Origin of the sequence: Bradyrhizobium sp. (assembly GCF_035273305.1) — a bacterium.
Classification (GTDB): domain Bacteria; phylum Pseudomonadota; class Alphaproteobacteria; order Rhizobiales; family Xanthobacteraceae; genus Bradyrhizobium.
Genome location: NZ_DATEPI010000315.1, coordinates 1 through 22862 on the forward strand (window position 1 = coordinate 1; position 22862 = coordinate 22862).

The window sequence follows — 22862 nt, forward strand, 5'->3', positions numbered from 1 at the left end:
GGTGCGCGAGATCTCAGGCCTAGGTCGGTTTCAGGGCCTCGGGGCCGACCTCGAAATCCGCGATCTCCTTGCTGCGCTCGGATTCGGCGGCCGCACGGTGATCCGTGGCGATCGCCACATAAACCGCAGGCAGCACGAACAGAGTGAACAGGGTTCCGATCGACATCCCGGCGACCACGACAAGCCCGATCGAGAAACGGCTCGCCGCGCCCGCACCCGATGCGGTCAGCAGCGGCAGCAAGCCGGTGACCATCGCAGCGGTCGTCATCAGGATCGGTCGCAGCCGGACCCGCGCGGCCATTTCGATCGCGGAGCGCCGGTCGAGACCCTCATTGAGCTGCAATTCGTTGGCGAACTCGACCATCAGGATGCCGTGCTTGCTGATCAGGCCGACCAGCGTGAGCAGCCCAACCTGGGTGTAGATATTCATGGTGGCGGCGCCGAAGAAAAGCGGAATCAGAGCGCCAACGATCGCCATGGGAACGCTGATCATGATCACCAGCGGGTCGCGCAGGCTTTCGAATTGGGCCGCCAGTACCAGGAAGATGATGATCAGCGCGAATCCGAAGGTGATGGCGAGCTGATTTCCCTCCTGCACATATTGGCGGGAATCCGCGAGGTAATCGTGATTGAAACCGGTCGGCAACTTCTTCGCCTCGCCTTCGAGGAAATCCACCGCCTGCCCTACGGTCACGCCAGGCATCGGCACGGCCTGGAATGTTGCTGAGTTCAACTGGTTGTAGTGGCTGAGCGCATTCGGATCAGTAGCCGTCTGGATCGAAACCACTGTCGAAAGCGGCACCTGCTGGCCGCTCGACGACGCTACGTAGTATCCGCCCAGCGCCTCGGGAGACAGGCGCTCGCTGCGCGGCACCTGCGGAATGACCTGGTAAGAGCGGCCCTCCAGATTGAACCTGTTGACGTAATTTCCGCCGAGCAGCGTCGCGAGCGTACTGCCGATGTTCGCCATCGTGATGCCGAGATCGCTCGCCTTTGAACGATCTATTTTGACCCGGACCACCGGTTGGTTGAAGTCGAGGTCGCTGTCCGACACGATGAACAATCCGCTTTTGCGCGCGGCGTCCTTTAGCTTCAGCATCTGCTCATAGACTGCCTGGAAGCCGGCAGTCGAGCTGATCACCATCTGAACCGGCAATCCACCGGGGCCGCCAGGCAGCGGTGGCAGGTTGAACGCAAAGGCGTTGACGCCCTCGATCTTGCTGAGCTGGGCCTGCACCAGGGGCTTCAGCGCAATCGAGGAGCGCTTGCGCTCGTCCCAGGGCTTGAGCAGCATACCAGAGATCCCGTTCTGCGGGCCATTGATGCCGTTGAGAACGAAACGGAGATCGGTCTCGGGAAAGCTGGCGAAGGCCTTGTCGAGCTTCTCGCCGTAATAGTCCAAGTAATCGATGTTGGCGTATTTCGGTGCCTTGGTCACCGAGAACACGATGCCCTGGTCTTCTTCGGGCGCGAGTTCCTTGGACGTGTGCAAATAGAGAAAACCAACCAAACCGAGAATGGTCAGGGCGAACAATCCCGTGATCGGGCGATAATCCAGCGAACGATCGAGTTGCCTGCCATACCAGCGCGTCACCGATCCGAAGACGCGATTGACAGCCCTGGAAAATCGCCCCTCCTCGGCGCTTTTCAGGAAAACCGAACACATCATCGGCGAAAGCGTCAACGCGATCACGCCCGAAACGATAACCGATCCCGCCAACGTGAACGCAAACTCGCGAAATAGCGAACCGGTAAGGCCGCCGAGGAAACCGATCGGCGCGTACACTGCTGCCAGTGTAATGGTCATCGAGATCACCGGACCGACGATCTCGCGCGCGCCCTGCATGGCGGCCTGGACCGGCGGCTTGCCCTCTTCCAGATGACGATGAATATTTTCCACCACCACAATCGCGTCGTCGACGACGAGGCCGATCGCCAGCACCATCGCGAGCAGCGTCAGCAGATTGAAGCTGAACCCCGCTACCAGCATTAGGCTGCAAACACCGATCAGCGACAGCGGAATAGTGACCACCGGGATGACCACCGAGCGGAACGAGGCGAGGAACAGGAAGATCACCACCACAACGATGATGACCGCCTCACCTAAGGTCTTCTCCACCTCATCGATCGAGGATTGAATGAACTTGGTCGAATCATATGCCACCTTCATCTTCATCGAGGGCGGCAGATTTCGTTCGAGCTCCGGAAAGAGCGCGCGAACACCTTTCACCAACGTCAAGGGGTTGCCCTGCGGTGTTGCCTGCACGCCGATGAAGATCGCGTGCTCGCCGTTGAAGGCCACGCTGGCATCGGTGCTCTGGGCTGCAAGTTCGACGGTTGCGATGTCCTCCATCCGCACGAAGCCGCCGTCCTTGGATTTCACGATCATGCGCTTGAACTGATCGAGGTTCTTCAGATCGGTATTGGTCGAGACGTTGGAGACTGTCAGATAGCCCTTGGCCTGGCCGGCGGCGGCCTGAAAGTTGTTGGCCGTAATCGCGGCTGAAACATCGACCGGCGAAACGTTCCGGCCGGCCATGCGAACTGGATCCAGCCACAATCGCATTGCGAAAGTCTGGCCGCCGAGGATATCGGCCGAGGCGACGCCGTCGACGGTCGAAAGCACCGGCTGAACCACCCGTGTCAGATAGTCCGAGATTGCCGAGCCCGACAGCACTTCGCTGGAGAACCCGAGATACATCACGGCCGTGGTCTGGCCGGTCGTTTTGGTCACGATCGGATCGTTGGATTCTTTCGGGATCAGGTATTTCACCGAATTCACTTTGGCGAGGACCTCGGTCAACGCCTGGTTCGGATCGAAATTCAGTTTGATATAGACCTGGATCGTGCTGGTGCCCTGCACCGAAGAGGATGTCATGTAGTCGACGCCTTCGGCGGAGGCGACGGCCTGCTCGATGGGCGTTGTAATGAATCCCTGAATCAATTCAGCCGACGCGCCGGGATAGGAAGTCGTGATGTTGACGACCGTATTTGACAGCTTCGGATATTGGCGGATCGGCAGACTGGTCGCGGCCCTGAAGCCGATCAGAAGGATCAGCAGGCTCACGACCACCGACAGCACGGGTCGCTTGATGAAAATATCGGTCCAAATCATCGCGGACGCTCCCGGTCAGTAACGCGGCGGATTCGCCGGAATCGGCGGCGGCGCGTCGCTGGAGATGGTGACGGCCGCGCCGGATTGCAGCTTGAGCTGGCCGACCGCGACCACGCGATCGCCCGGTTTCAACCCGCTGAGAATCTCGGCGCGCCCGTCGACGCGATTGCCGGTGCGCACGAAAGTGCGAACGGCGCTCAGGCTCGTCTTGCCGTCATTCTCTTTCTTCTCGGTGATCAGGAAAACCGAGTCTCCATAGAGCGTATAATCGACCGCCGTTTCGGGCACCGTCAGAACGGGCGGCTTGTCCGGGAGCACAACAGTGGTGGTCGCGAACATGCCGGGCTTCAGGATATGACCGGGGTTATCCAGCGTCGCCTGAACGCGGATGTTGCGTGTTTCGGTCGCGATCTGCGGCTCGATCGCGGTTATTTTTCCCTCGAACGTCCGGCCTGGATAGGCGTCAACCGCGACGCGGATGGGCTGTCCGACCTTGAGTTGTCCGCTGTCCTTTTCCGTCACCGTGAAGTTCGCGTACAACTTCGACAGGTCAGTCAGCGTCACAATCTGTGTGCCGGCGGTGAGATATTGGCCGACCTCGATATGGCGGACGCCGAGTTCGCCGTCAAACGGCGCGCGCACCAGCTTTTGCGAGATGATCGCCTGCGTCTTCGCGATCCCGGCGTTAGCCTGATCGTAGGCCGCCTGCGCCTGATCGACCGTCGCCTGCGGACCGAACTGTCGTGCTGCGAGCTGCTTGGCGCGGTCCAGCGAAAGCTGCGCAACCGTCGCCTGTGCCTTGAAGTTTGCAAGATCAGCCTGTTCGGGCGCATCGAACAATTGCACAAGCGGGCTTCCGGCCTTCACGTCGCAACCGCTTGTGAAAAGAATATCAGTGACGCGTCCGCTGACATCGGAGGTGACATTTACCTGATGCACCGCCGCGAGTTCGCCGACCGCCGTCAACAGGTTTGGAACTAGCTCCGACCTGGCTTCCGCCACCGTCACTGCGGTAGGCGGCGGTTTATTGGTCGCGAAGAACTGCGCGATCATGTGGCTACGGAAGGCGTTGAAGCCGACCAAGCCGCCCACCAGGAGCGCCAGCAGCAGACCGACGATGATGAACCAGCGCAGCATCCGAACCGGACGCGCGCGGGGCTTGTCGGTAATCGGCTTCCCGGAGATGTTGGCTTCGGTCACAATGTTCATTTCATGCACTTTCTGCGTTTACATGCTCCGGATCACGCGACAATTCGCGATCCAGGTGAGAGGCAATCGCTGTTTCTTTCAATCCAATTCCTCGGAGGATGAATTCGCAAAGCTGCCGTTCGAGATTCGCTGGGTTGCCATAGGCCAGGCATGGCACGGATGGCAAACGCGACAGCGTTGCCATCAGCACGGTGTGATGTGCGAACCAGAACAGGCTTAGCGACTCGCATCCAATCTGCGTTGCGTCCCCTGCGGCCACCGCCCGCTCCACGGACGCTGCGAATATACCCCCTATCAAATCTCCGATCTTCTCATAACAAAGCCGTGCGAACTCTCCGTCATCCAGATGGCTGCCGATCATCAGCCTGAGACGCTGCGCTTCCTGCTGATCCGGTGTTTCCGCGACGTGTTGGAAATGGCGGACCATTTCACGAATCATCACCACGAGCGTTTCTGTCGAGGGCTCCAGCTTCAGCAAACGATGTAGCGCCGGATCCGCCTCGCAGGCTTCGGCCAGAATTTCCGCATACAGAGCTGACTTCGTCGGGAAGTGCTTGAACAGCAAACCCTCTGAAATCGAAGCCGCCGCCGCCACGCTCTTGGTCGTGGTGCCGGAAAACCCGTGGCGGGCAAAGCAACGCTTGGCCGCGCTCAGGATTAGCTGGCGCCGCAAATCGCCAGTCATTCGCAGAGTGCTCATTTTCGTGAGTAAGCACTCACCTTAACAAAAGTCAAGGAATTGCTGCGCTGCACACGTTGCCGTGAACAGACTTAGATTGGGCTGTAGCCGAGCGCCCTGCGGATGCGGTTCACAATGAAAGTACCGTCCCGGCTGGAAAGCACGCGCTCGAGGTTGGCATCGTCTATCTTCACATTCGCAAAACGCGGCCCGCTTTCAAGGTCGTGCATGCGACGCGCGAAGGCCCCGATCTCGTCCATGGTTGCAAGGGCGCGGGAGTCTTCGATCCCGCAGGCACGCGCCACTCCGATAAGATCGACATTGCCTGCGGTGTGGCTCGCTTGTCCGCCGGTCTCGCCATACACCTCGTTGTCCAACACGACGACGCTAAGGTTTTTGGGCCTCTGCAAGCCAACCGTGGCAAGGCTTCCCATTCCCATCAGCATCTCGCCATCACCCGTGATCACCACTACCGGCAGCTTCGGTTGTGCCAGTGCAAGGCCGAGGCCGATCATGACCGCACCACCCATGGCGCCCCACAGATAAAAGTTGCGGTCGTGATCGCCAGCGGCGGCGATGTCATAGGTGGAAGCGCCCAGCCCACCGACCACGATGGTGTCCTTGCGCTGCGCCAGCAGACTGGAAACGACCTTGCGACGGTCGAGAAGATTTGCCTTGCTCATTTGGTGAAAACCTTTGCCCCGATCAGGCGCTGCGACAACAGCACGGCCGTGGGGGTACAGGCATTGTACGCTTGCCCCGCCGCAGCTTCGACCACTTCGCGTACCTCCGCCGCGTAAGACGCCCGCAACACCTTGATGCCGGATAACTCGAGCACGGCCGCTGTGCTTGAGCCCATCGGCACCTGCCATGGATTGAACTCGCCCCACTCGCCGCGCATCGTCACCAGCGTGAGGAAAGGGAACCGGAATATCTGGGTGAGCGACAGCATGTTGATGCAATTGCCGACCCCGCTCGATTGCATCAGCAGAACGCCGCGCTGGCCACCGGCCCAGGCACCAGCCAACACGGCCACACCCTCTTCCTCCGTCGTCAGCGGGATGCCGCGCATCGAGGATGCACCCAGCACCCGTTCAATAAGCTGCGAATGACCAGCGTCCGGCACATACGGCACCTGCCTGACATCGAAGCGCCGCAAGATGCCAAAAATGTCGTCCGGCCACGAATTAGGATTGTCAGAGGCGGTTTCGGAGGCTGCTTCGGTTCGGGCGTGCATTTTCATTTCCAGTCCGGCGGCGGAGACGCTATTGCGGGGCGCGACTGTAAAGCTGGCCCCGATTTGGGAAAGAGCATAAACGGCATAACGGTCTCCCCCAAAGGGTATGACAGCATGAACGTAAAGGCGCGAGAGCTTGCAGCAAATTTCGACATCGAAAAGCTGACGCCTGAATTCTATGCCGATCCATACCCGATCTACCGTGCACTGCGGGAGCATGAGCCCATCAAGCTGCTGCCGAACGGTTCCTATTTCCTGACGCGATACGACGACCTCACCACCGCTTACAAGAATACCAAGGCTTTCTCTTCCGACAAAAAGAAAGAGTTCGCGCCGAAATACGGCAACTCGCTGCTTTACGAGCACCACACCACCAGCCTGGTGTTCAATGACCCGCCGGCCCACACACGGGTGCGGAGGCTGATCATGGGCGCACTGTCGCCGCGCGCGATCGCATCCATGGAAGGCGATCTGATCGCGCTGGTGGACCGGCTGCTCGATCGCCTTGCCGCAAAGCGCGAGGTCGACCTGATCGATGACTTCGCGGCCGCAATCCCGATCGAGGTGATCGGCAATCTGCTTGATGTGCCGCACGAGGAGCGCGCGCCCTTGCGCGACTGGTCGCTGGCTATTTTGGGCGCGCTTGAGCCCGTGATCTCAGCGCCAGCTTTTGAGCGCGGTAATAAGGCGGTACAGGACTTCCTCGGCTATCTCGCGATCCTGGTGAGGCGGCGGCGGGCCAAACCGGGCAATGCCGAACGCGACGTGCTGACGCGCCTCATTCAGGGCGAACCCGATGGCGAGCAGCTGAGCGAAAAGGAGTTGCTGCACAATTGCATCTTCCTGCTCAACGCCGGACACGAGACCACCACCAATCTGATCGGCAACGGATTGGTCGCGCTGTCGGGACATCCTTCCCAGAAGAAGCGGCTGATCGATAATCCTGAGTTGATCAAGACGGCGATCGAGGAAATCCTGAGATTTGAAAGTTCAAACCAGCTCGGCAATCGCATCACCACGGAACAGGTCGATTTGGGCGGCATCACGATGCCTGCGGGCACCTCGGTAACGCTATGCATCGGCGCCGCCAACCGCGATCCCGCACAATTTGCCGATCCCGAGATCTTCGATATTGGTCGCACGCCAAACCGGCACCTTGCGTTCGGCACGGGACCGCATCAATGCGCCGGGATGGCGCTGGCGAGGCTCGAAGGCGCAATCGCAATCTCGCGTTTCCTGGCGCGGTTTCCAGGCTATGCGCTGAACGGTCCGCCGGTGCGCGGCGGCCGCGCGCGGTTTCGCGGATTCCTGAGCGTGCCATGCTCGGTGAGGCGATAAGCGCGATCTCAGACCATCGAGCGGTGCCGGGCGATGCAGGTTTGCAAAACCTCATCCATCGGCCTTTGCCACCAGGCGTTTGAGAAGATCTCGATTTCGGAATAGCCAGCGAAGCCTTGCGCCTCCACCGCGCGGCGCAAAGATCTGATATCGATCACGCCGTCACCCATCATCCCGCGATCGTTCAGAATGTCGGTGGTCGGCACCAGCCAGTCACAGACGTGAAACGTCAGCAGGCGGTCCTTGCCGGCGCGTTCGATCTGGGCCAAGACCTCCGGGTCCCACCAGATATGATAAACGTCGAGCGCGACCCCGATCGCGCCACTACGCTGCGGGTCAAGCCGGTCGCAGATGTCGAGCGCGTGCTTTGTCGTGTTGACGCAGGCACGGTCGGCGGCATAGGCCGGGTGCAACGGCTCGATCGCCAGCGGCATGTTTGCAGCGCGCGCGGAGTCGAGCAATTCGGCGAGTGCGTCCTCTATTTGGCTCCTTGCTGCCGCGATATCCTTTGAAGGCGTACTTCCGGGTCGCGAATATTGCGGCAGGCCTCCGACAACCAGCACCAGGCATGGCGCACCCAAGGCTTTGGCTTCATCGACCGCCCGGCGGTTGTCATCGCGGACTTCGATCCGGTGGCCGGCATCGGAGGTGAACATCCCACCGCGGCAGTAGCCCGACAGCTCTAGTCCAGCATCGCGCACCGCGCGTGCCGCGCGCTCAAGTCCGATTGCAGCGACCTGATCGCGCCAAGGGTCGATGCAGCGAATGCCATGCCGCGCGCAAGCCTCAATGATCTCCGCAAGATCACCCTGCTTGCGAACCGTTGCGGTATTGAGCGAAAGCCAGCGATGATCGGCAGAGAAGTCCCGCATCAGGCTTCAATGCCGCGCGTTGCGAGCACCGCCGTCATGCGCCGCGTCGCAAGCTCAGGATCGGCCAGCAGGCCTGCTTGGTCGGCCAAGCGAAACAAATCGGCCAGATGCAGCGTCGAACGCGCGCTTTCCTGTCCGCCAACCATCGTGAAATGATCCTGATGGCCATTCAGGTAAGCCATGAACACGATGCCGGTTTTATAAAAGCGCGTCGGTGCCTTGAAGATGTGTCGCGACAGCGGCACCGTCGGCCCCAATACATCGTGGAAACCGGCTTCGTCGCCGGCAGCGAGCCGCGACAGCGCATAGGATGCCGCCGGCGCTATGGCGTCGAAGATGCCAAGCAGGGCGTGTGAAAACCCGCCTTCGTCGCCCGCAATCAGTTCGGCGTAATTGAAATCGTCCCCGGTATACATCTTCACGTTCTTGTCGAGCCGGCGGCGCATATCGATTTCACGCTGCTTGTCGAGCAGCGACACCTTGACGCCGTCCACCTTGGCGGCGTTGGCGTTGATAACCGTGACCGCGACGTCCATCGCCTCGTCTAGATCGGTCGCGCCCCAGTAATTGCGGAGCGCCGGATCGAACATATCCCCCAGCCAATGGATGATCACCGGCTCGCGAACCTGCGACAGCACGCGATTATAGACCTTGCCGTAGTCATCAGGGTTGCGAGCGATGCGTGCCAGCGCCCGCGAGGCCATCAGGATGATCCGTCCATCCGCCTTTTCGATCGCCGCGATCTGCTCTTCATAGGCACGGATGACGTCATCGAGGTTCCTGGAATCGTCGGGCGCCAGGTGATCAGTGCCCGCGCCCGAGAACACCAGCGCATTTCCCCTCGCCTTCGCGGCGCTCACCGAGCGCCGGATCAATTCGAGCGAGGTCGGCCAGTCCAGCCCCATGCCGCGCTGCGCCGTATCCATCGCCTCGGCGATGCCAAGCCCAAGGTCCCAGACGTGTTCGCGAAACGCAATGGTCCGGTCCCAGTCGATCGCTGCTGATAGCCATGGATCGACATCGGCCAGCGGATCGGCAACCACATGCGCTGCTGAAAACGCTATGCGGTTCAGCGCACCCTGAAGCTTGGCGGGAAATGTCCTGGACACCGCGAGGCGATAGCTCTCGATGCCGCGATCGGCTTTGGGCAACTTCAGCGAAAGCGACGAGGGCGGCATTACCGGTTTGTTCATGAACGCTCCTCACACCTTGATCGGCGCAACGTCGATCCAGCGCCGTTCGCGCCAGCTCTGCAGCGCACATTCGGCAAGCTGCACGCCCTTAGCACCTTCTAACAGCGTGTACTTGTACGGGGCGTCCTCGCAGACGTGGCGAATGAACATCTCCCATTGTTCCTTGAAGCCGTTCTCGTAGGAGCTGTTTTCCGGCAGCCTTTGCCAGTCGGCATAGAAATCATGGTTACGCTTCTCGTCCGGATTCCACACCGGCCTCGGCGTCGCCTGCCGCGCCTGGATCACGCAATCGCTGAGCCCTGCCACCGCCGAGCCATGGGTGCCGTCGACCTGGAAGGTGACGAGATCGTCGCGATAGACCCGGGTCGCCCACGACATATTGATATGCGCGATCACGCCGCCCTTGAGCTGGAAAGTCGCGTAGGCGGAGTCATCCGCGGTCGCCTTGTACTTTTTGCCCTTCTCGTCCCAGCGCTCGGGGATATCAATGCTGCCGAGGCAACTCACGCTCTCGACATTGCCGAACAGATTGTCGAGCACGTAGCGCCAGTGACAGACCATGTCGAGAATAATTCCGCCACCGTCCTCGGCGCGATAATTCCACGACGGCCGCTGCGCCTCCTGCCAATCTCCCTCGAACACCCAGTAGCCGAATTCGCCGCGCACCGCGGTGATCCGACCGAAGAATCCGGAGTCCCGCAGGAACGCCAGCTTCCGTAAGCCCGGCAAAAACAGCTTGTCCTGCACGGTGCCGTGCTTGATGCCCTTGGCGGCGGCGAGTTTGAGCACCGCCACGGCTTCGTCGAGGTTGGTCGCGATCGGCTTTTCGCAATAGACGTGCTTGCCGGCGCCAATCGCCTTACTCAACAGCGATGGTCGCGCCTGCGTGGTCGCCGCGTCAAAGAAGATGCTGTCGTTCTTTGCACTGAGGGCCTGGTCCAGGTCGGTGGTCCAGCGCACCACGTTCAGCCGTTTCGCCAGATGCTCGACCTTCTCGGCGTCGCGGCCGACCAGGATCGGATCCGGCATGACGCGCTCGCCGTTGGAAAGCAATACACCTCCCTGATCGCGGATTGCGATGATCGAGCGGATCAGATGCTGGTTCAGCCCCATGCGGCCGGTGACCCCGTTCATGATCACGCCGAGCCGTTGCGTCCTCATGTGACTTGCTCCCTTGGAATTTCCGCTGTGGGTTTTTGGAGCGGCGACAACGCCGACCAAAGGGGATGCGCACCGCAGGCGAATCCCGGCGCGGTTAGCGATCCGGTCAGGAGATCGCCGTGATGGACAGCCAGCCGCACGCTGTTTCCGTCACGCGCGTAAAGGTCGGGATGCGCCGACAAAAATCCTTGCGCCTCCGCGGCGGGCGCCTCGCCAAAGCCGTCTACATAATGGTGCCCATTGCGTTCGGCATGGGTCACGCCGATCAGGGCCCCAAGCGCGAGGTCTTGCTGCACCGAAAGCCCGGCCTGACAGGTCAGATCCTCGCCGGTGATGAAAAACTTCTCGCCACCTGAGCTCCATTTGGCGGCGCGGGTCGCATTGAGGATCGACTTGTAAATTCCCTTGCAGGATTTGGAGGAAATGCCGCGATACCCGAGCGCACGCGCCGCCGGAAAAGCCTGATAAGAGTCGTCAGCCTCATCGATGATGAAGTCGCGCTCGGAAAGTGCGCCCAATGGCGCGCGGGTGGTCATTTCGCGAGGCATCGGCTGCTCGATATACAGCAGCTTCCCTGCAATCGGCGCCAGCGCGCCGTCGCGGTCGAGACGCCCGATCAGCGCGCGTAAGGCTGCAAGGTCCGAATACTGTTCGTTGGCGTCCAGCGTGACACGGTAGTCATGCGGCAGCGTACTCAATTGCCTGCCGATGCGGGTGAGACGCGCGATATCGTGTTCCGGATCGCCGTTGAGCTTGAGCTTAAAGTAGCGCGCGCCGGCATTTTCCCTGGTGTCCACGATACCACCCTCACCCTCGATCCGGTCGTCAAGGCCGACGGTATGACGGATCGCGACCCGCTCCAGCCGAACGCATCGGCCGAGAAACTCGGTGATGTCCTCATCGCGCAGATCGGGCGTCAACCTCGCGTCGAGCCCTGCAATATTTCGCGCCATGCCCTCAAAGAAATTCACGTTATAGATACGCAGCAGCGCATCCAGGATCGCTTTGTCGATCTCAGCCGGACCATATCCCGCAGCCAGCGGCGGTATGTCCTCCTCACCGCAGGCGGCCACCTGCGCCGCGATGCAGCTACCGTGCAGGCCGAAGGCGGTCTCGAAATTTCGATTACTCAGGTAGAGTTCGCGCGCGATCAGTAGCGAGCGCCGCAATTCGTCAACCGTCTGCTGAGGCGATAGCTGCGGCCGCTTGTCGAACCATTTCGGCACCAGCAGTTCGGCACTGGCGCCCACCGACGTTCCCTTAGCTTCGACTTCGATTTCGACACGCACGAACGCCTGGGGCGTCGCATTGATGACCACCGCGCCAAATCGAAACGGCCGGACAAAGCGCACCGGCCGCTCGAAAAATGCGATCTCCCGCACGGCAAGACGTGGCGCCATCATGACCGACCTCAATCCAGCGCGCTTTGGCCGAAGAAATGTTTGCGGATGCGCTGCACCAGTTCGGTGAAGGCCGGCTCCGCCATGACGTCGAGCGAACGCGGGCGCGGCAGCGGCACATCATAGATCGCGGCGATCGCGCCGGGCCGCTCGGTCATGACCAGCACGCGATCGGCCAGGAACACGGCTTCCGGTATGGAATGGGTGATCAGGAGCACGGTCTTGCCGGTCTCGCGCTGAATCCGCATCAACTCGACATTCATGCGCTCGCGCGTCATGGCGTCGAGGGCACCGAACGGCTCGTCCATCAGCATGATCTTGGGATCGTGCACCAATGCCCGGCAAATCGAGGCGCGCTGCTGCATGCCACCGGACAACTGCCAAGGCAGTTTCTTTTCGAAACCCTCGAGCCCGACCAGTTTCAACAGCGCCATCGCGCGTGGTAAATATCGATCGCGCGGCAGCCGCTTCATATCAATCGGCAACATCACGTTATTGAGGATGTTACGCCACGGCAGCAGCAGCGAGTTCTGGAACACGATGCCGACATTGCCGCTCGGCGCCGTCACCTGCTCGCCTTCAACGAAAATCTCGCCGGTTGATGGCACGAGCAGACCGGAGATCATTTTCAGAAGCGTGGACTTGCCACAGCCGGACGGCCCGACAACGACAAAGAACTCGCCGGCGTTAATATGAAAGTCCAGCGGTCGTAGCGACGGCACGTCGCCGTCGCGCGAGCGATAAGTCTTGGACACCCCGGAGAGTCGGATTCCCGGCGATCCGGCATTGGCGCGGCCCGGCACCAGCCGCAGATGGGCGGCCGATTGATCAAGCCCAGTCGATTTGGTCGCTGCAATCATTTAGGCAATTCCACGAAAGCCAAAGTGTGTTTTCCGGTCGATCGCATCGTGAACACACCTCTTGCGGCCTCATGGTTCGAGACGCCCGCTTCGCGAGGCTCCTCACCATGAGGGTTGAGGGTCCTCATGCTGCGGAGAATGCGGGCGGGTCCGCGCCATGCGCGGTCCGTTCGCAGTCGTCTCGAAGGATGAAGCCCGCTTCACCGCACGCCTACTTCGGCAGATACTCATTGGTATAAAACGCCTTCGGGTTTTCCTTGGCCTTGGCGTCGAGGCCGCCATACTCGACCATCAGGTTCACCGTGTCGGTCATGTTCTGGTCGGTCACCTGGAACGGCCGCTTGTTCTTGGTTTCCGGGGTCCTATACAGCGGGATCGTCAGCTCAAATCCTTGCGTCAAGGTATCGATCTTGCCGCCTTTGGGATTGGCGTCGAGAATCGACTGCGCCGCCGCTTTCGGATCCTTCTCCGCCGCTTCGACGGCCTTCGTCGTCGCCGACATGAAGCGCTTCACCAGATCGGCGTGGGATTTGACGTAATCGGTATTGGCGACAATCCCGGAACTGACCATGTTGATGCCGTAGTCTGCGAACTTGATCGGATAGACGTCCTTGCCCGTGGCGTCCTTGATTTTCATCGACTGGTCCATGACGTAGCCGAGCAGCAGATCGGCCTGTCCGTTAATCACGGCGTTCAGCTTGGTCTGGGCATCGCCGGCGACCGTGGTGAAATCGGTTTCCTTCAACCCGGTCTTTTTCAGGAACAGCGGCCAGATCTGCGTCATGGAATCCGCTGGAGTAATCGCCACCGTCTTGCCCTTGATGTCTTCCGGCTTGCGGATGTTCTTTTCGACAAATCCCATCACCGACATCGGGCTGGTCTGCAGCAACACCCCGGTCGCGATAATCGGCGCGCCCTTGATGGCGGCGCGCATCATGGTGGGCACGTCGACATAACCAAAATCGGCGGTCTTGGCGGCGACCGCCTGCGTGGTCGCGGCCGAGCCGCGGCCTTCCTGAATTTCGAGGTCGATGTTTTCGGCGCTGTAGATGCCCTTGGCCTTGCCGTAATAGAACGGCGCGTGCTCGCCGTAGACGTACCAGTTCAGCATCAGCACGACCTTGTCGGCGGCCGCGGCCGGAGCGACCGCAACGGTGCTCCAGATCACCACTGCGGAGAACGCCGCCATCAATCTCACCATCTCATCCTCCCATAGCTATTGAGCCGGCATTGTCCAGAGCCGCTTGTTTGCAAGCTTCTCGCCGCTCATGCGGCGAACAAAAGTTCCTCGCGCTGGCTGACATGCCAGGGAATTACAAGCCGCTCGATGCGGTCGACGACCCAGAACAAGACGACCCCGAGCAGCGCCAGGATCACCAATGCGGCAAACATAGTCGGCAGGTCGAAGGTTCCGATCGAGCGCTGCAGCACGTAACCGATTCCGGAATTGGAGCCGACGAATTCGCCAACCACCGCGCCGACCACCGCGAGTGTCACCGAGACCTTTAGTCCGGAAAAGATAGCCGGCATGGCATGCGGCAAATTGACGGCGCGAAAGACATGGAAGCGGCTGCCCCGCATCGCGCGGGCGAGATCGACCATGTCAGGGTCGACCGACTTGAAGCCCTGCACCGCCGATACCACCACCGGAAAAAATCCGAGCAAGAATGCGGCGATTACCTTTGGAATAATTCCGAACCCGAACCAGACCACGAACAACGGCGCGATCGCGACCTTCGGCACCGATTGCGAGAACACCAGCAGCGGATAGATATAGCTCTCCACCGTCTTCGATCCCGCGATCAGCATCGCGATGAGGATGCCGAACACCGCTGACAGCAGGAACCCGCAGATCGTGGCGTAAGTCGTGGGCCAGGTCTGGCGCAGTAGCTCCGGCCAGTCGTGCCACAGCACCGCGACGACGTCCGCGGGCGCCGGGATCTGATAGGGCGGGATTTTGAACAGCCGGATCGTCAGGTCCCAGACGATGACGATGAAAATCAGAAACAAAAACGGCCGCACCCAGGCGGCGTTGAGCGCTCTGGATAGGCCTCCCTGGCCACTGGACTCGGCCATGCCGGTCTCCTCGTTTCTCGAGTTTTCGCGCACAAATTAACCTGTTGGATAAATACTGTCCAGGGATTTTCGCAGGGAAGATTTTCGTTGCGGTGATATGGCGGCCGAGGTTCCCGCCGGCGATCATACGGCGCGAATAAGCAGGATCAGAACCACACTTGTTTGGTGCCGCTTTGGTGCCGCCATCCGCGTCGAGCTCGCGAAGGTGCGCCCTCTGATTTTTCAGATGCGCGACGCGCACTTTGTCTTATCCCCTCCCACTTTGTGGGGAGGGTGGCGCGAAGCGCCAGGTGGGGCCGGCGCGTGCAAACGCGCCAATAGTCGCTTGCTGAAACAACCCCCACCCGTCACATCGTTCGCACTGCTCACGATGTGCCACCCTCCCCACAAAGTGGGAGGGATAAGAAAGAGCAGCCGCTGCTCATTTTAAAATTTGCAAAATAGCCAGACACAGCCACACCTCCACATTCTCGCCGCGTGGCCGCGCGAGTTTGCGAGACGTGAAGCGCAATGACAGCGTGAGAGACGTCAAATGCGTGGCTGTTTGAAAAGTGAATAGATTACCGCGGCGAATGCATCGCAGTTGGCGTAACAACGGACGAGCAACATCAATCCCACCAGCCCGATCAAACGCCAGTGTGCGCCGGCGCGCGCGAACGCGGCGGCTTGGGGCCGAACGCCGCGGCTGACTTTCCTGTCAATGCCGCCAGCACTAGCGCGACCATATGGGTGAGGCGTTCGTCCTTGGCTTCTTTGCTCAGGAGATCGCGGCCGAAGATCACGCTCAAGGTCGCGCTGTTGGAAAGATAGAAGAAGCACAGCGCCGCAATCGAGATGTAAAGCTGCACCGGATCGACCGCCACCACGAAGTCGCCGCTCTCGACCCCGCGACGCACCACGGTGCGGATCATCTCGACGAACGGCGAGTGCATCGATTTGACCTTGGTGGAGCGCTTGAGGTGGCGCGCCCTCGCGAGGTTCTCGGTGTTCAAGAGCGCCAGGAATTCCGGATTGCGGATAAAATAATTCCAGGTGAAATCAATCAGTCGCTCGATCGCCTTGGGCGGATTGAGATGTTCGAGGTCAAGGCGGCGCTCTTCGGCCCGGATCTTCTCGTAGGCGCCCTCGAGCACCGCGAGATAGAGATCGTCCTTTTTGCCGACGTGATAATAAAGCATGCGCTTGTTGGCGCCGGCATTAATGGCGATGCGGTCGACGCGCGCGCCGGCCAGCCCATGGGCGGCGAATTCCTGCTTGGCGTCCTCAAGAATGCGAAGCCGCATTCCTTCGGGATCGCGCTGCCATTTCAGAATTCGTTTGGTCTTGGTCAAGACTGCCGTCCGATCATGCTGGCAAATGCAATAACACGCGGCGGACGGTTTGAGAATGAATGACGCATCGTCCGTCGTCCGGATGCGAGATTAAGACCGCGCGCTGCGCTCCAGCAGCAGCGTGCGAACGCCGCAGGTGCGGTCCCGCACGCTCATCACCCGCGTTCCCGGCTTGCGGCCGGCGCGCACCTCGGAAACATCGATGCCGGCCGCAAGCAGCCGCGCGCGCGTGGCCTCGATATCGGCAACGCGCCAACTCAATCCCCATAAATGATCGCCGCTCTGTTCCGCTTCTGCTCCGGGCCGGCGCACCACCTCCACGATGAGATCGCCGCAGCGAAAGAACATCAGCTGTCCCCAATCCGGGTGCGAGCGGTCGAGCGCCATGTCCAGTCCCAATCGCGCGCCATAAAGCGCGGCCGCCCGGTCCGAGTCGCCGGTGGAAACCACAACGTGGTCCAAGCCCAATACCGGCGACTGACTTGTCGCGGCCGAGCGTGCGCGTTCTTTGGCAAGTTCGAGAAAGAACAGCCGGACCCCATGCGAAAGCTGGGTGTCGGTGCGAGTCCGTTTCCAACGCAAGCTGGCGCCCGAATCCAGGTCGCGGCTCTCGAGCTCCACGACCGGTTCGGGATTCAGCGCCAGTCGATCGAGCCGGCGATGGACTTTGGCGATGTCGTCCACGCGAAAGCAGATGCTCGCGAGACCCTCGCCGGACATGTTGATAGCCTCGCGAACGCGGCCGGCGCCTGTCCCCTCGCTCGTCGGCGCCACCAATTCGAGCGACATATTGTCGAGCGTGAAAAGCACGGTTTCGGCGCCGTCGCTTCGGCTCCGCCACGAAGGCGCGCGCCCCAGCAGCAACTCGTAGGCCTTGGCCCCGGCCGCGATATCCTCGAGCAGGACAACGACGTGGTCGAGGCCGATGATCACGGAAACAGTCCGCGCGTAATCTTGGCGGCGCGAACCTTCTCCACGCCGATCGCCATCGCGGCGGTGCGATGAGGGATCTTGTCCACTCGCGCGCGCGTCACCATCTGGTCGAAGGCGCGATCGAGAATATGGTATTCGCGCCGCGTCACTTCTTCTTCCTCCCAGAACAGCTGCTGCAAATCCTGTACCCATTCGAAATAGCTGACGACGACGCCTCCGGAGTTGCACAGGATGTCCGGAATCAGGAAGATCTCGTCCTGCCGTTTTTGCAGAACCAGATCGGCGTCCGGCGTGGTCGGCCCGTTCGCGCCTTCCGCCAGCACCCGGCAGTTCAGGTTTTTTGCCACGTTCGCGTCGATCACGCGCTCCATCGCCGCCGGCACCAGCACATCGCAAGCCAGCGTGAGGAGTTGCGCCGGATCGAAGTGAAGCTCGTTAGAAAATCCGGCAATGCTGCCGTGCTCGCCGGCGTGCCGCATCAGCGCCGGAATATCGAGACCGGCCTTGTCGTGCAGCGCACCGGTATGGTCGGAGACCGCAATCACTTTGAGGCCGAACTGATGCAGTCCGAGCGCGGCATAGGATCCGACATTGCCGAAACCCTGAACGACCGCGGTCGCGTGGTTGAGATCAATGGCGAGTTCTTTCAGAACTCTTCTGGCAAGATGCGCCACGCCGCGACCGGTGGCTTCGCGGCGCCCCAACGTGCCGCCGGACGAAACCGGCTTGCCGGTGACGATCTCGGTGACGGTACGGCCCTGGTACATCGAATAGGTATCCATGAACCAGGCCATTACCTGCTCATTGGTGCCCATGTCTGGCGCCATCACATCGATATGCGGGCCGACGAATGGAATCATCTCCTGCATGTAGCGCCGCGACAGCGACTCCAGCTCGCGTTTCGAAATCGAACTGAGATCGACACGAACGCCGCCCTTGGCGCCGCCATAGGGCAAGCCGACCAGTGCGCATTTCCAGCTCATCCAAATTGCCAGCGCCGCGACCTCCCCGATATCCACACTCGGCGCAAAGCGGGTGCCGCCCTTGGTCGGACCGAGCGTGAGATGATGCTGCACGCGATAGCCCTCGAACACGGCGATCGATCCGTCATCGCGATGGATCGGACAGGAAATGGTCAGCGCTCGCTTGGGCAACAACAAGCGATCACGCTCGTCATGCGGGATCGACAGATGATCGGCGATGACCGCGAACTGGTTCACCGCCATGTCGAACACCGGGCCGGAATAGACGGTCATCGTCCCCTCCCTCTATATAGGCTGCCAGGAACTCAAGATGACCGGAAGCCGTTAGGTCGGCGCGGCGCGCCAATTGCACCCCGACACGGTCGTAGTCCGGCCACATCGCCATCTCAAGCGATTAACGTCACGTGCAGCGAATTTTTCAGCAAATGATCGGGCACACCGGTGTTAATGTGCGGCGCTCGACCTGATCAACCTCAGCCACCACGGAAAGCGAATGCAGGCTCTCTTTATCGGACAAACCTATATCGATGTTACCTTCATTACCGACCATCTGCCGACCGGGGACGAGAAGCATGTCGCAAGCGCCTATGCGGTGTCGTTCGGAGGCAACGCGGTAACGGCGGCATTTTGCTGCGCCAAGCTCGGGATCGTGCCAGACCTGATCGCCACCGTCGCCAATGACTGGCTCGGGCGGATGTTTCAGGACATGAGCGCGAAGTATGGGATCTCGATCCATCCGCGCAAAGTCAACTCCTCGTCCCTGTCATTCATCATGCCAAAAGACGGCAAGCGTGCGATCGTGCGCTGCCGCGACGACGAGCATATTCACCCCTTCCCGCTGCTGAACCTGGGCGGCTGCCGAGCACTGCATGTCGATGGTCACCAGCCCGATGCCGCTATTCACTATGCGAAGCTCTGCCGCGAGGCAGGCATCCTGACCTCGCTTGACGGCGGCGGCCTGCGCACCAACACCCATGAGCTGTTGGAATTCATTGATGTCGCGATCGTCGCCGAACGGCTGTGCGAACAAATGGAGATGAATCCGGAAAAAATGCTGCAATATCTTAAAGGGCGCGGCTGCCGGGTCGGCGGCGTCACGATGGGCGAGCGCGGGCTGCTTTGGTATGACGAGACCGGCACGAAGCGAACGCTCCCCGCCTTGCCGGTGCCGAGTGAACGCGTACTCGACACCAATGGCGCCGGCGATGTCTTTCACGGCGCCTACGTCTACTCCTATCTCAGCAACCCCGGCAAAAGCTGGCACGAACATTTCGAGTTCGCGCGCGCGGCGTCGAGCTACAAGATCCAGCGCCTTGGCAACGAGGCCGGATTGCCGACATTGTCGGATATCGAGGCAGTCAGGCAGGAGTTTGGGGCCGCGGCCTAGGCCAGTGCCGCTTTCAGATCGAAGCCGAGGTCCTCAGCCTGCTCCGGTTCAATCGATCGATTCAGGCCTAGCAATTTCCGCCCGAACACATGGTCCGACGCACGGTTGACCGACTCGATCCCGACCAGTTGCCCCGACTTGTAGCAAAATGCCGAGAACGATCGCTGCGCGCGATCGCCGCGCATGATAACGCGGTCATATCCGGTGGTCAGGCCTGCGATCTGCAGCTTGTCCTCGCCCTGATCGCTCCAGAACCATGGCTGACCGTCATACGCCTTTGCATTTCCGGCAAGCCGAGCCGCCACGCAGCGGGCGTGATCGGTGGCATTCTGCACGGATTCAAGCCGCAGCGATCCGCCGAACCGTGGACTGGTAAACAATGCGCAGTCCCCGATGGCCGAGATGTCGGGATCGGAGGTCAGCAATTGCTCGTTGACGATGATGCCTGCCGCGACCGGCAGGCCGGCTTCGGCGGCAAGTTCGACATTGGGCAGGACACCGACGCCGACCACCACCAGATCGGCTTTCACATGCTGCCCGTCGCTGAGGCTGACGCCGCTGACATTCTCACCATCGCCCTCGATGCTGGTGGCCTGCACGCCAAGATGAATTCGAATTCCCGCCGCGGTGTGACGCTCCTGAAAATAATCAGAAATTTCCGCCGTGACCGCGCGCGCCATCACCCGCCCGCCGAGTTCGACCACGTCGACCTGAAGACCCTTGGCGCGCGCGGTGGCGGCGAATTCCAGTCCGATGAAGCCCGCCCCGATCACAACGACATGGCGGCTGGAAGCGATCCGCTGCCGCAGCGCCTCGCTGTCATCGAGCATCCGCAGGTAGCGCACATCCGCCAGGTTCGCATTGGGAATGTCCAGCAACCGGTTGCGGGCGCCGGTCGCCAACACCAGGTGACCGTATTCCAGCGACGAGCCGGACGCGAGCAACACTCTGCGGGCGCCACGATCGATCGAGACGGCTCGGTCGCCTATCAACTCGACATTCTGATCGCTGTAAAACTTGTTGGGCCGAAACATCAAACTGTCTGGCCGGCCTTCGCCCTTGAGATAGGCCTTGGACAAAGGCGGCCGCTGGTACGGCAAATGTGCCTCGTCATTGATCAGCCGAATGGGCGCGCTGAAGCCATGCTGGCGCAGGGATGCCGCGAGCTGGAAGCCCGCATGACCAGCGCCGACGATCACGACTTCATCTTGCGCCATCGCTCAGACCGGCACGATTCGAAGCGGCAACGTGTCGAGCCCGCGCAAAGTGTTGTTGAGCCGCGGCTCGGGCTGGCCCGTCAGTTCGAACGAGGCGACTCGCTTCATGAATGCAGCAAGGATGGCCTCGCTTTCCAGCCGTGCCAACGCCTGCCCCACGCAACCATGAATCCCGGTGCCGAAGGTCATGTGTCCGGTTGCGCGCCGCTTGACGTCGAATGTATCCGGCTTGTCCCAGCGGCGCGGGTCGCGGTTGGCGGCGGCAAGGAACAGCAGCACCTTTTCGCCCTCTCCCAACCGCACTCCGCCAACATCAACTTGCCTTGTGGTGGTTCGGAAGAATGTTTGCACAGGCGCCTCGAAGCGCAGCACCTCCTCGAACGCGCCGCGGATCAGATTCGGGTTCTCACGAAGAACAGTCCATTCCTCGGGATAGCGAGCGAAGCAGTACAGCGCGTTGCCAAGTCCGTAGACCGTGGTGTCGATGCCGGCCGACAGAAATGAGCGCACCAGCATGCCGGCTTCGGCTTCGCTCAGCTCACCGGAATCGACCGCTTCGAAAATCTGCACCCCCAATCCGTCTGGCGCCAGGGCAGCGCGGCTACACTTCGACATGATCCAGTCGCGGACCGGGCCGGCATTGGCCATCGCCGCGTTGAACAGCTCGTTGCGGGGACCGAAGGAATTGAAAACCATGCTCCCATACGGCAACAGGTTCTCGCGCCCTTCCTCGGAAATGCCCACGGCGTCCGGGAACACTTTGAGCGGATAGGCCTCGGCGAGATCGGCGATGCCATCGAACTCGCGCCGATCGACCAGCCGGCTCACCAGCGATTCCGCCTCGCGCTCGAACGTTGCGCGCAAGATGTTGATCGCAGCCGGCGACATAATTCGCGTCAGTACGGCGCGTGTGCGGGTGTGCAGCGGCGGGTCGGCTTCAAGAATGATGCTCGGCGGCCGCCACGGCGGCTCCTTTCGGAAATCGCTCAAGCCGACGCCGGCCGACGAGCAATATGTCTGCCAATCGGTCAAGGCATCGCGGACTTCCTGATGCCGGGCCATTGCCCATATCCCGTATTGCTCAAGCCAAACCACCGGACTTGCCTCCCGCAGCCGCGCATGATGAGGATACGGGTCGCGCAGAAACTCGCGCGAAAACGGATCGATAGCGGAAACCGGACGATCGATTGTCGTATCCATGCTGGCCGCCTCACTCACACCCGATTATGGGGTTCGGCTTTCACACCGGTTGCCGCGGCATTTTGCAGACTTGCCGGGGGATTGTCATCACTTGCCGTCTGTTTTTAAATGTGTCGAGCTCCTCGATCCAAGGCCTTTCACATGTCGACGCAAGGTGATGCCGCCTCGGTTTCCGGTGATCCGGCGCTGCTCAGGATCGACGGCGCGGTCGCCACGATCACGCTCAACCGGCCCAATGCCTTCAACTCGATTGATCTTTCGATTGCAAAGAAGCTGGAGCAGCTCAGCGCCGAGGTCGAAGCTTCTGACGATATCAGGGTGTTGGTGATCGAAGGCGAAGGCCGCGCGTTCTGCGCCGGCGGCGACCTGCAGACCATCGGCGCTGCCGCGGCCAGCGACACTATCGCGCCCGTGGTCGGCGAGCTGCTCAAGCACTATCACGCCTTCATCACGACGCTCCGCCGCATGCCAAAGCTCGTGCTGGCGAGCGTGCATGGCTCGGCCGCGGGCGCCGGCCTGTCGCTCGCCTTCGTCGCCGATCTCTGCATCGCGACCGACGACGCGCGCTTCACGCCGGCCTATCACAAGCTCGGCGTCTCGCCCGACGGCGGAGGCACCGTCGGCGTTGTCGCGACCGTCGGCGTGCGGCGCGCGCTGCAGATCTATCTCGG

Annotated in this window: 20 protein-coding genes; 3 read left to right on the forward strand and 17 right to left on the reverse strand. The window is 61.0% G+C overall.

The annotated features are described in order from the left end of the window. Nucleotides 1-19 precede the first annotated feature (19 nt). The 5 genes from VJV58_RS20880 to VJV58_RS20900 form a co-directional block, all read right to left on the reverse strand. Nucleotides 20-3115, reverse strand: coding sequence for a multidrug efflux RND transporter permease subunit (locus VJV58_RS20880; protein WP_324139266.1), 3096 nt, complete (start codon nt 3113-3115; stop codon nt 20-22). A gap of 15 nt (nt 3116-3130) precedes the next feature. Continuing rightward, a complete protein-coding gene (locus VJV58_RS20885; protein ID WP_324139267.1) occupies nt 3131-4324 on the reverse strand; it encodes an efflux RND transporter periplasmic adaptor subunit in 1194 nt (397 codons plus the stop codon). 1 nt (nt 4325) lies between these two features. Further along, nucleotides 4326-5024: a helix-turn-helix domain-containing protein gene (locus tag VJV58_RS20890; RefSeq protein WP_324139268.1), complete on the reverse strand. Its 699-nt coding sequence runs from the start codon at nt 5022-5024 to the stop codon at nt 4326-4328. A gap of 71 nt (nt 5025-5095) precedes the next feature. Then, on the reverse strand, nt 5096-5686 hold the full coding sequence (locus VJV58_RS20895) for a thiamine pyrophosphate-dependent enzyme (protein WP_324139269.1): 591 nt from the start codon (nt 5684-5686) through the stop codon (nt 5096-5098). Then, on the reverse strand, nt 5683-6240 hold the full coding sequence (locus VJV58_RS20900; RefSeq protein WP_324139270.1) for a phosphonopyruvate decarboxylase: 558 nt from the start codon (nt 6238-6240) through the stop codon (nt 5683-5685). The genes VJV58_RS20895 and VJV58_RS20900 overlap by 4 nt, the downstream gene beginning before the upstream one ends. A 114-nt stretch (nt 6241-6354) precedes the next feature. Here VJV58_RS20900 and VJV58_RS20905 point away from each other — a divergent pair, with 114 nt between their 5' ends. After that, nucleotides 6355-7578 carry a cytochrome P450 gene (locus VJV58_RS20905; RefSeq protein ID WP_324139271.1) on the forward strand — a complete coding sequence of 408 codons (1224 nt, stop codon included), beginning with the start codon at nt 6355-6357 and terminating at the stop codon, nt 7576-7578. 8 nt (nt 7579-7586) lie between these two features. On the opposite strand, the gene VJV58_RS20910 is transcribed toward VJV58_RS20905, so the two are convergent. From VJV58_RS20910 to VJV58_RS20955, 10 genes are all read right to left on the reverse strand, one after another. After that, entirely contained in the window at nt 7587-8450 is an 864-nt protein-coding gene (locus VJV58_RS20910; RefSeq protein ID WP_324139272.1) for a sugar phosphate isomerase/epimerase family protein, read from the reverse strand. Then, a complete protein-coding gene (locus VJV58_RS20915) occupies nt 8450-9643 on the reverse strand; it encodes a dihydrodipicolinate synthase family protein (protein ID WP_324139273.1) in 1194 nt (397 codons plus the stop codon). Before VJV58_RS20915 ends, VJV58_RS20910 begins: the two co-directional genes overlap by 1 nt. A gap of 9 nt (nt 9644-9652) precedes the next feature. Beyond that, nucleotides 9653-10804 (reverse strand): Gfo/Idh/MocA family oxidoreductase, encoded by a 1152-nt coding sequence (locus VJV58_RS20920; RefSeq protein WP_324139274.1) that lies wholly within the window; start codon nt 10802-10804, stop codon nt 9653-9655. After that, nucleotides 10801-12204, reverse strand: a complete 1404-nt coding sequence (locus tag VJV58_RS20925; RefSeq protein WP_324139285.1) for a hypothetical protein — start codon at nt 12202-12204, stop codon at nt 10801-10803. Before VJV58_RS20925 ends, VJV58_RS20920 begins: the two co-directional genes overlap by 4 nt. A gap of 11 nt (nt 12205-12215) precedes the next feature. After that, nucleotides 12216-13064: an ABC transporter ATP-binding protein gene (locus VJV58_RS20930; RefSeq protein ID WP_324139275.1), complete on the reverse strand. Its 849-nt coding sequence runs from the start codon at nt 13062-13064 to the stop codon at nt 12216-12218. A 211-nt stretch (nt 13065-13275) separates the two neighbouring features. Next, the gene (locus tag VJV58_RS20935) at nt 13276-14265 is read right to left on the reverse strand and encodes an ABC transporter substrate-binding protein (protein ID WP_324139276.1); all 990 of its coding nucleotides are present in this window, start codon (nt 14263-14265) and stop codon (nt 13276-13278) included. Between the two features lie 65 nt (nt 14266-14330). Beyond that, the gene (locus VJV58_RS20940; RefSeq protein ID WP_324139277.1) at nt 14331-15140 is read right to left on the reverse strand and encodes an ABC transporter permease; all 810 of its coding nucleotides are present in this window, start codon (nt 15138-15140) and stop codon (nt 14331-14333) included. 626 nt (nt 15141-15766) lie between these two features. Next, entirely contained in the window at nt 15767-16471 is a 705-nt protein-coding gene (locus VJV58_RS20945; RefSeq protein WP_324139278.1) for a TetR/AcrR family transcriptional regulator, read from the reverse strand. A 90-nt stretch (nt 16472-16561) separates the two neighbouring features. Beyond that, a complete protein-coding gene (locus VJV58_RS20950) occupies nt 16562-17404 on the reverse strand; it encodes a VOC family protein (RefSeq protein ID WP_324139279.1) in 843 nt (280 codons plus the stop codon). After that, a complete protein-coding gene (locus tag VJV58_RS20955; protein WP_324139280.1) occupies nt 17401-18660 on the reverse strand; it encodes a Glu/Leu/Phe/Val dehydrogenase in 1260 nt (419 codons plus the stop codon). Before VJV58_RS20955 ends, VJV58_RS20950 begins: the two co-directional genes overlap by 4 nt. Nucleotides 18661-18880: 220 nt before the next feature. Here VJV58_RS20955 and VJV58_RS20960 point away from each other — a divergent pair, with 220 nt between their 5' ends. Continuing rightward, nucleotides 18881-19774 (forward strand): sugar kinase, encoded by an 894-nt coding sequence (locus tag VJV58_RS20960; protein WP_324139281.1) that lies wholly within the window; start codon nt 18881-18883, stop codon nt 19772-19774. Here VJV58_RS20960 and VJV58_RS20965 read toward each other — a convergent pair. Together VJV58_RS20965 and VJV58_RS20970 are read right to left on the reverse strand one after the other, a co-directional pair. Continuing rightward, nucleotides 19771-20991 (reverse strand): NAD(P)/FAD-dependent oxidoreductase, encoded by a 1221-nt coding sequence (locus VJV58_RS20965; protein ID WP_324139282.1) that lies wholly within the window; start codon nt 20989-20991, stop codon nt 19771-19773. The genes VJV58_RS20960 and VJV58_RS20965 overlap by 4 nt on opposite strands. A 3-nt stretch (nt 20992-20994) precedes the next feature. After that, nucleotides 20995-22191 (reverse strand): cytochrome P450, encoded by a 1197-nt coding sequence (locus VJV58_RS20970; protein ID WP_324139283.1) that lies wholly within the window; start codon nt 22189-22191, stop codon nt 20995-20997. A gap of 141 nt (nt 22192-22332) precedes the next feature. Between VJV58_RS20970 and VJV58_RS20975 the strand changes: the two genes are divergently transcribed. Further along, a partial coding sequence (locus VJV58_RS20975; protein WP_324139284.1) for an enoyl-CoA hydratase/isomerase family protein occupies nt 22333-22862 on the forward strand: 530 nt, incomplete at its 3' end.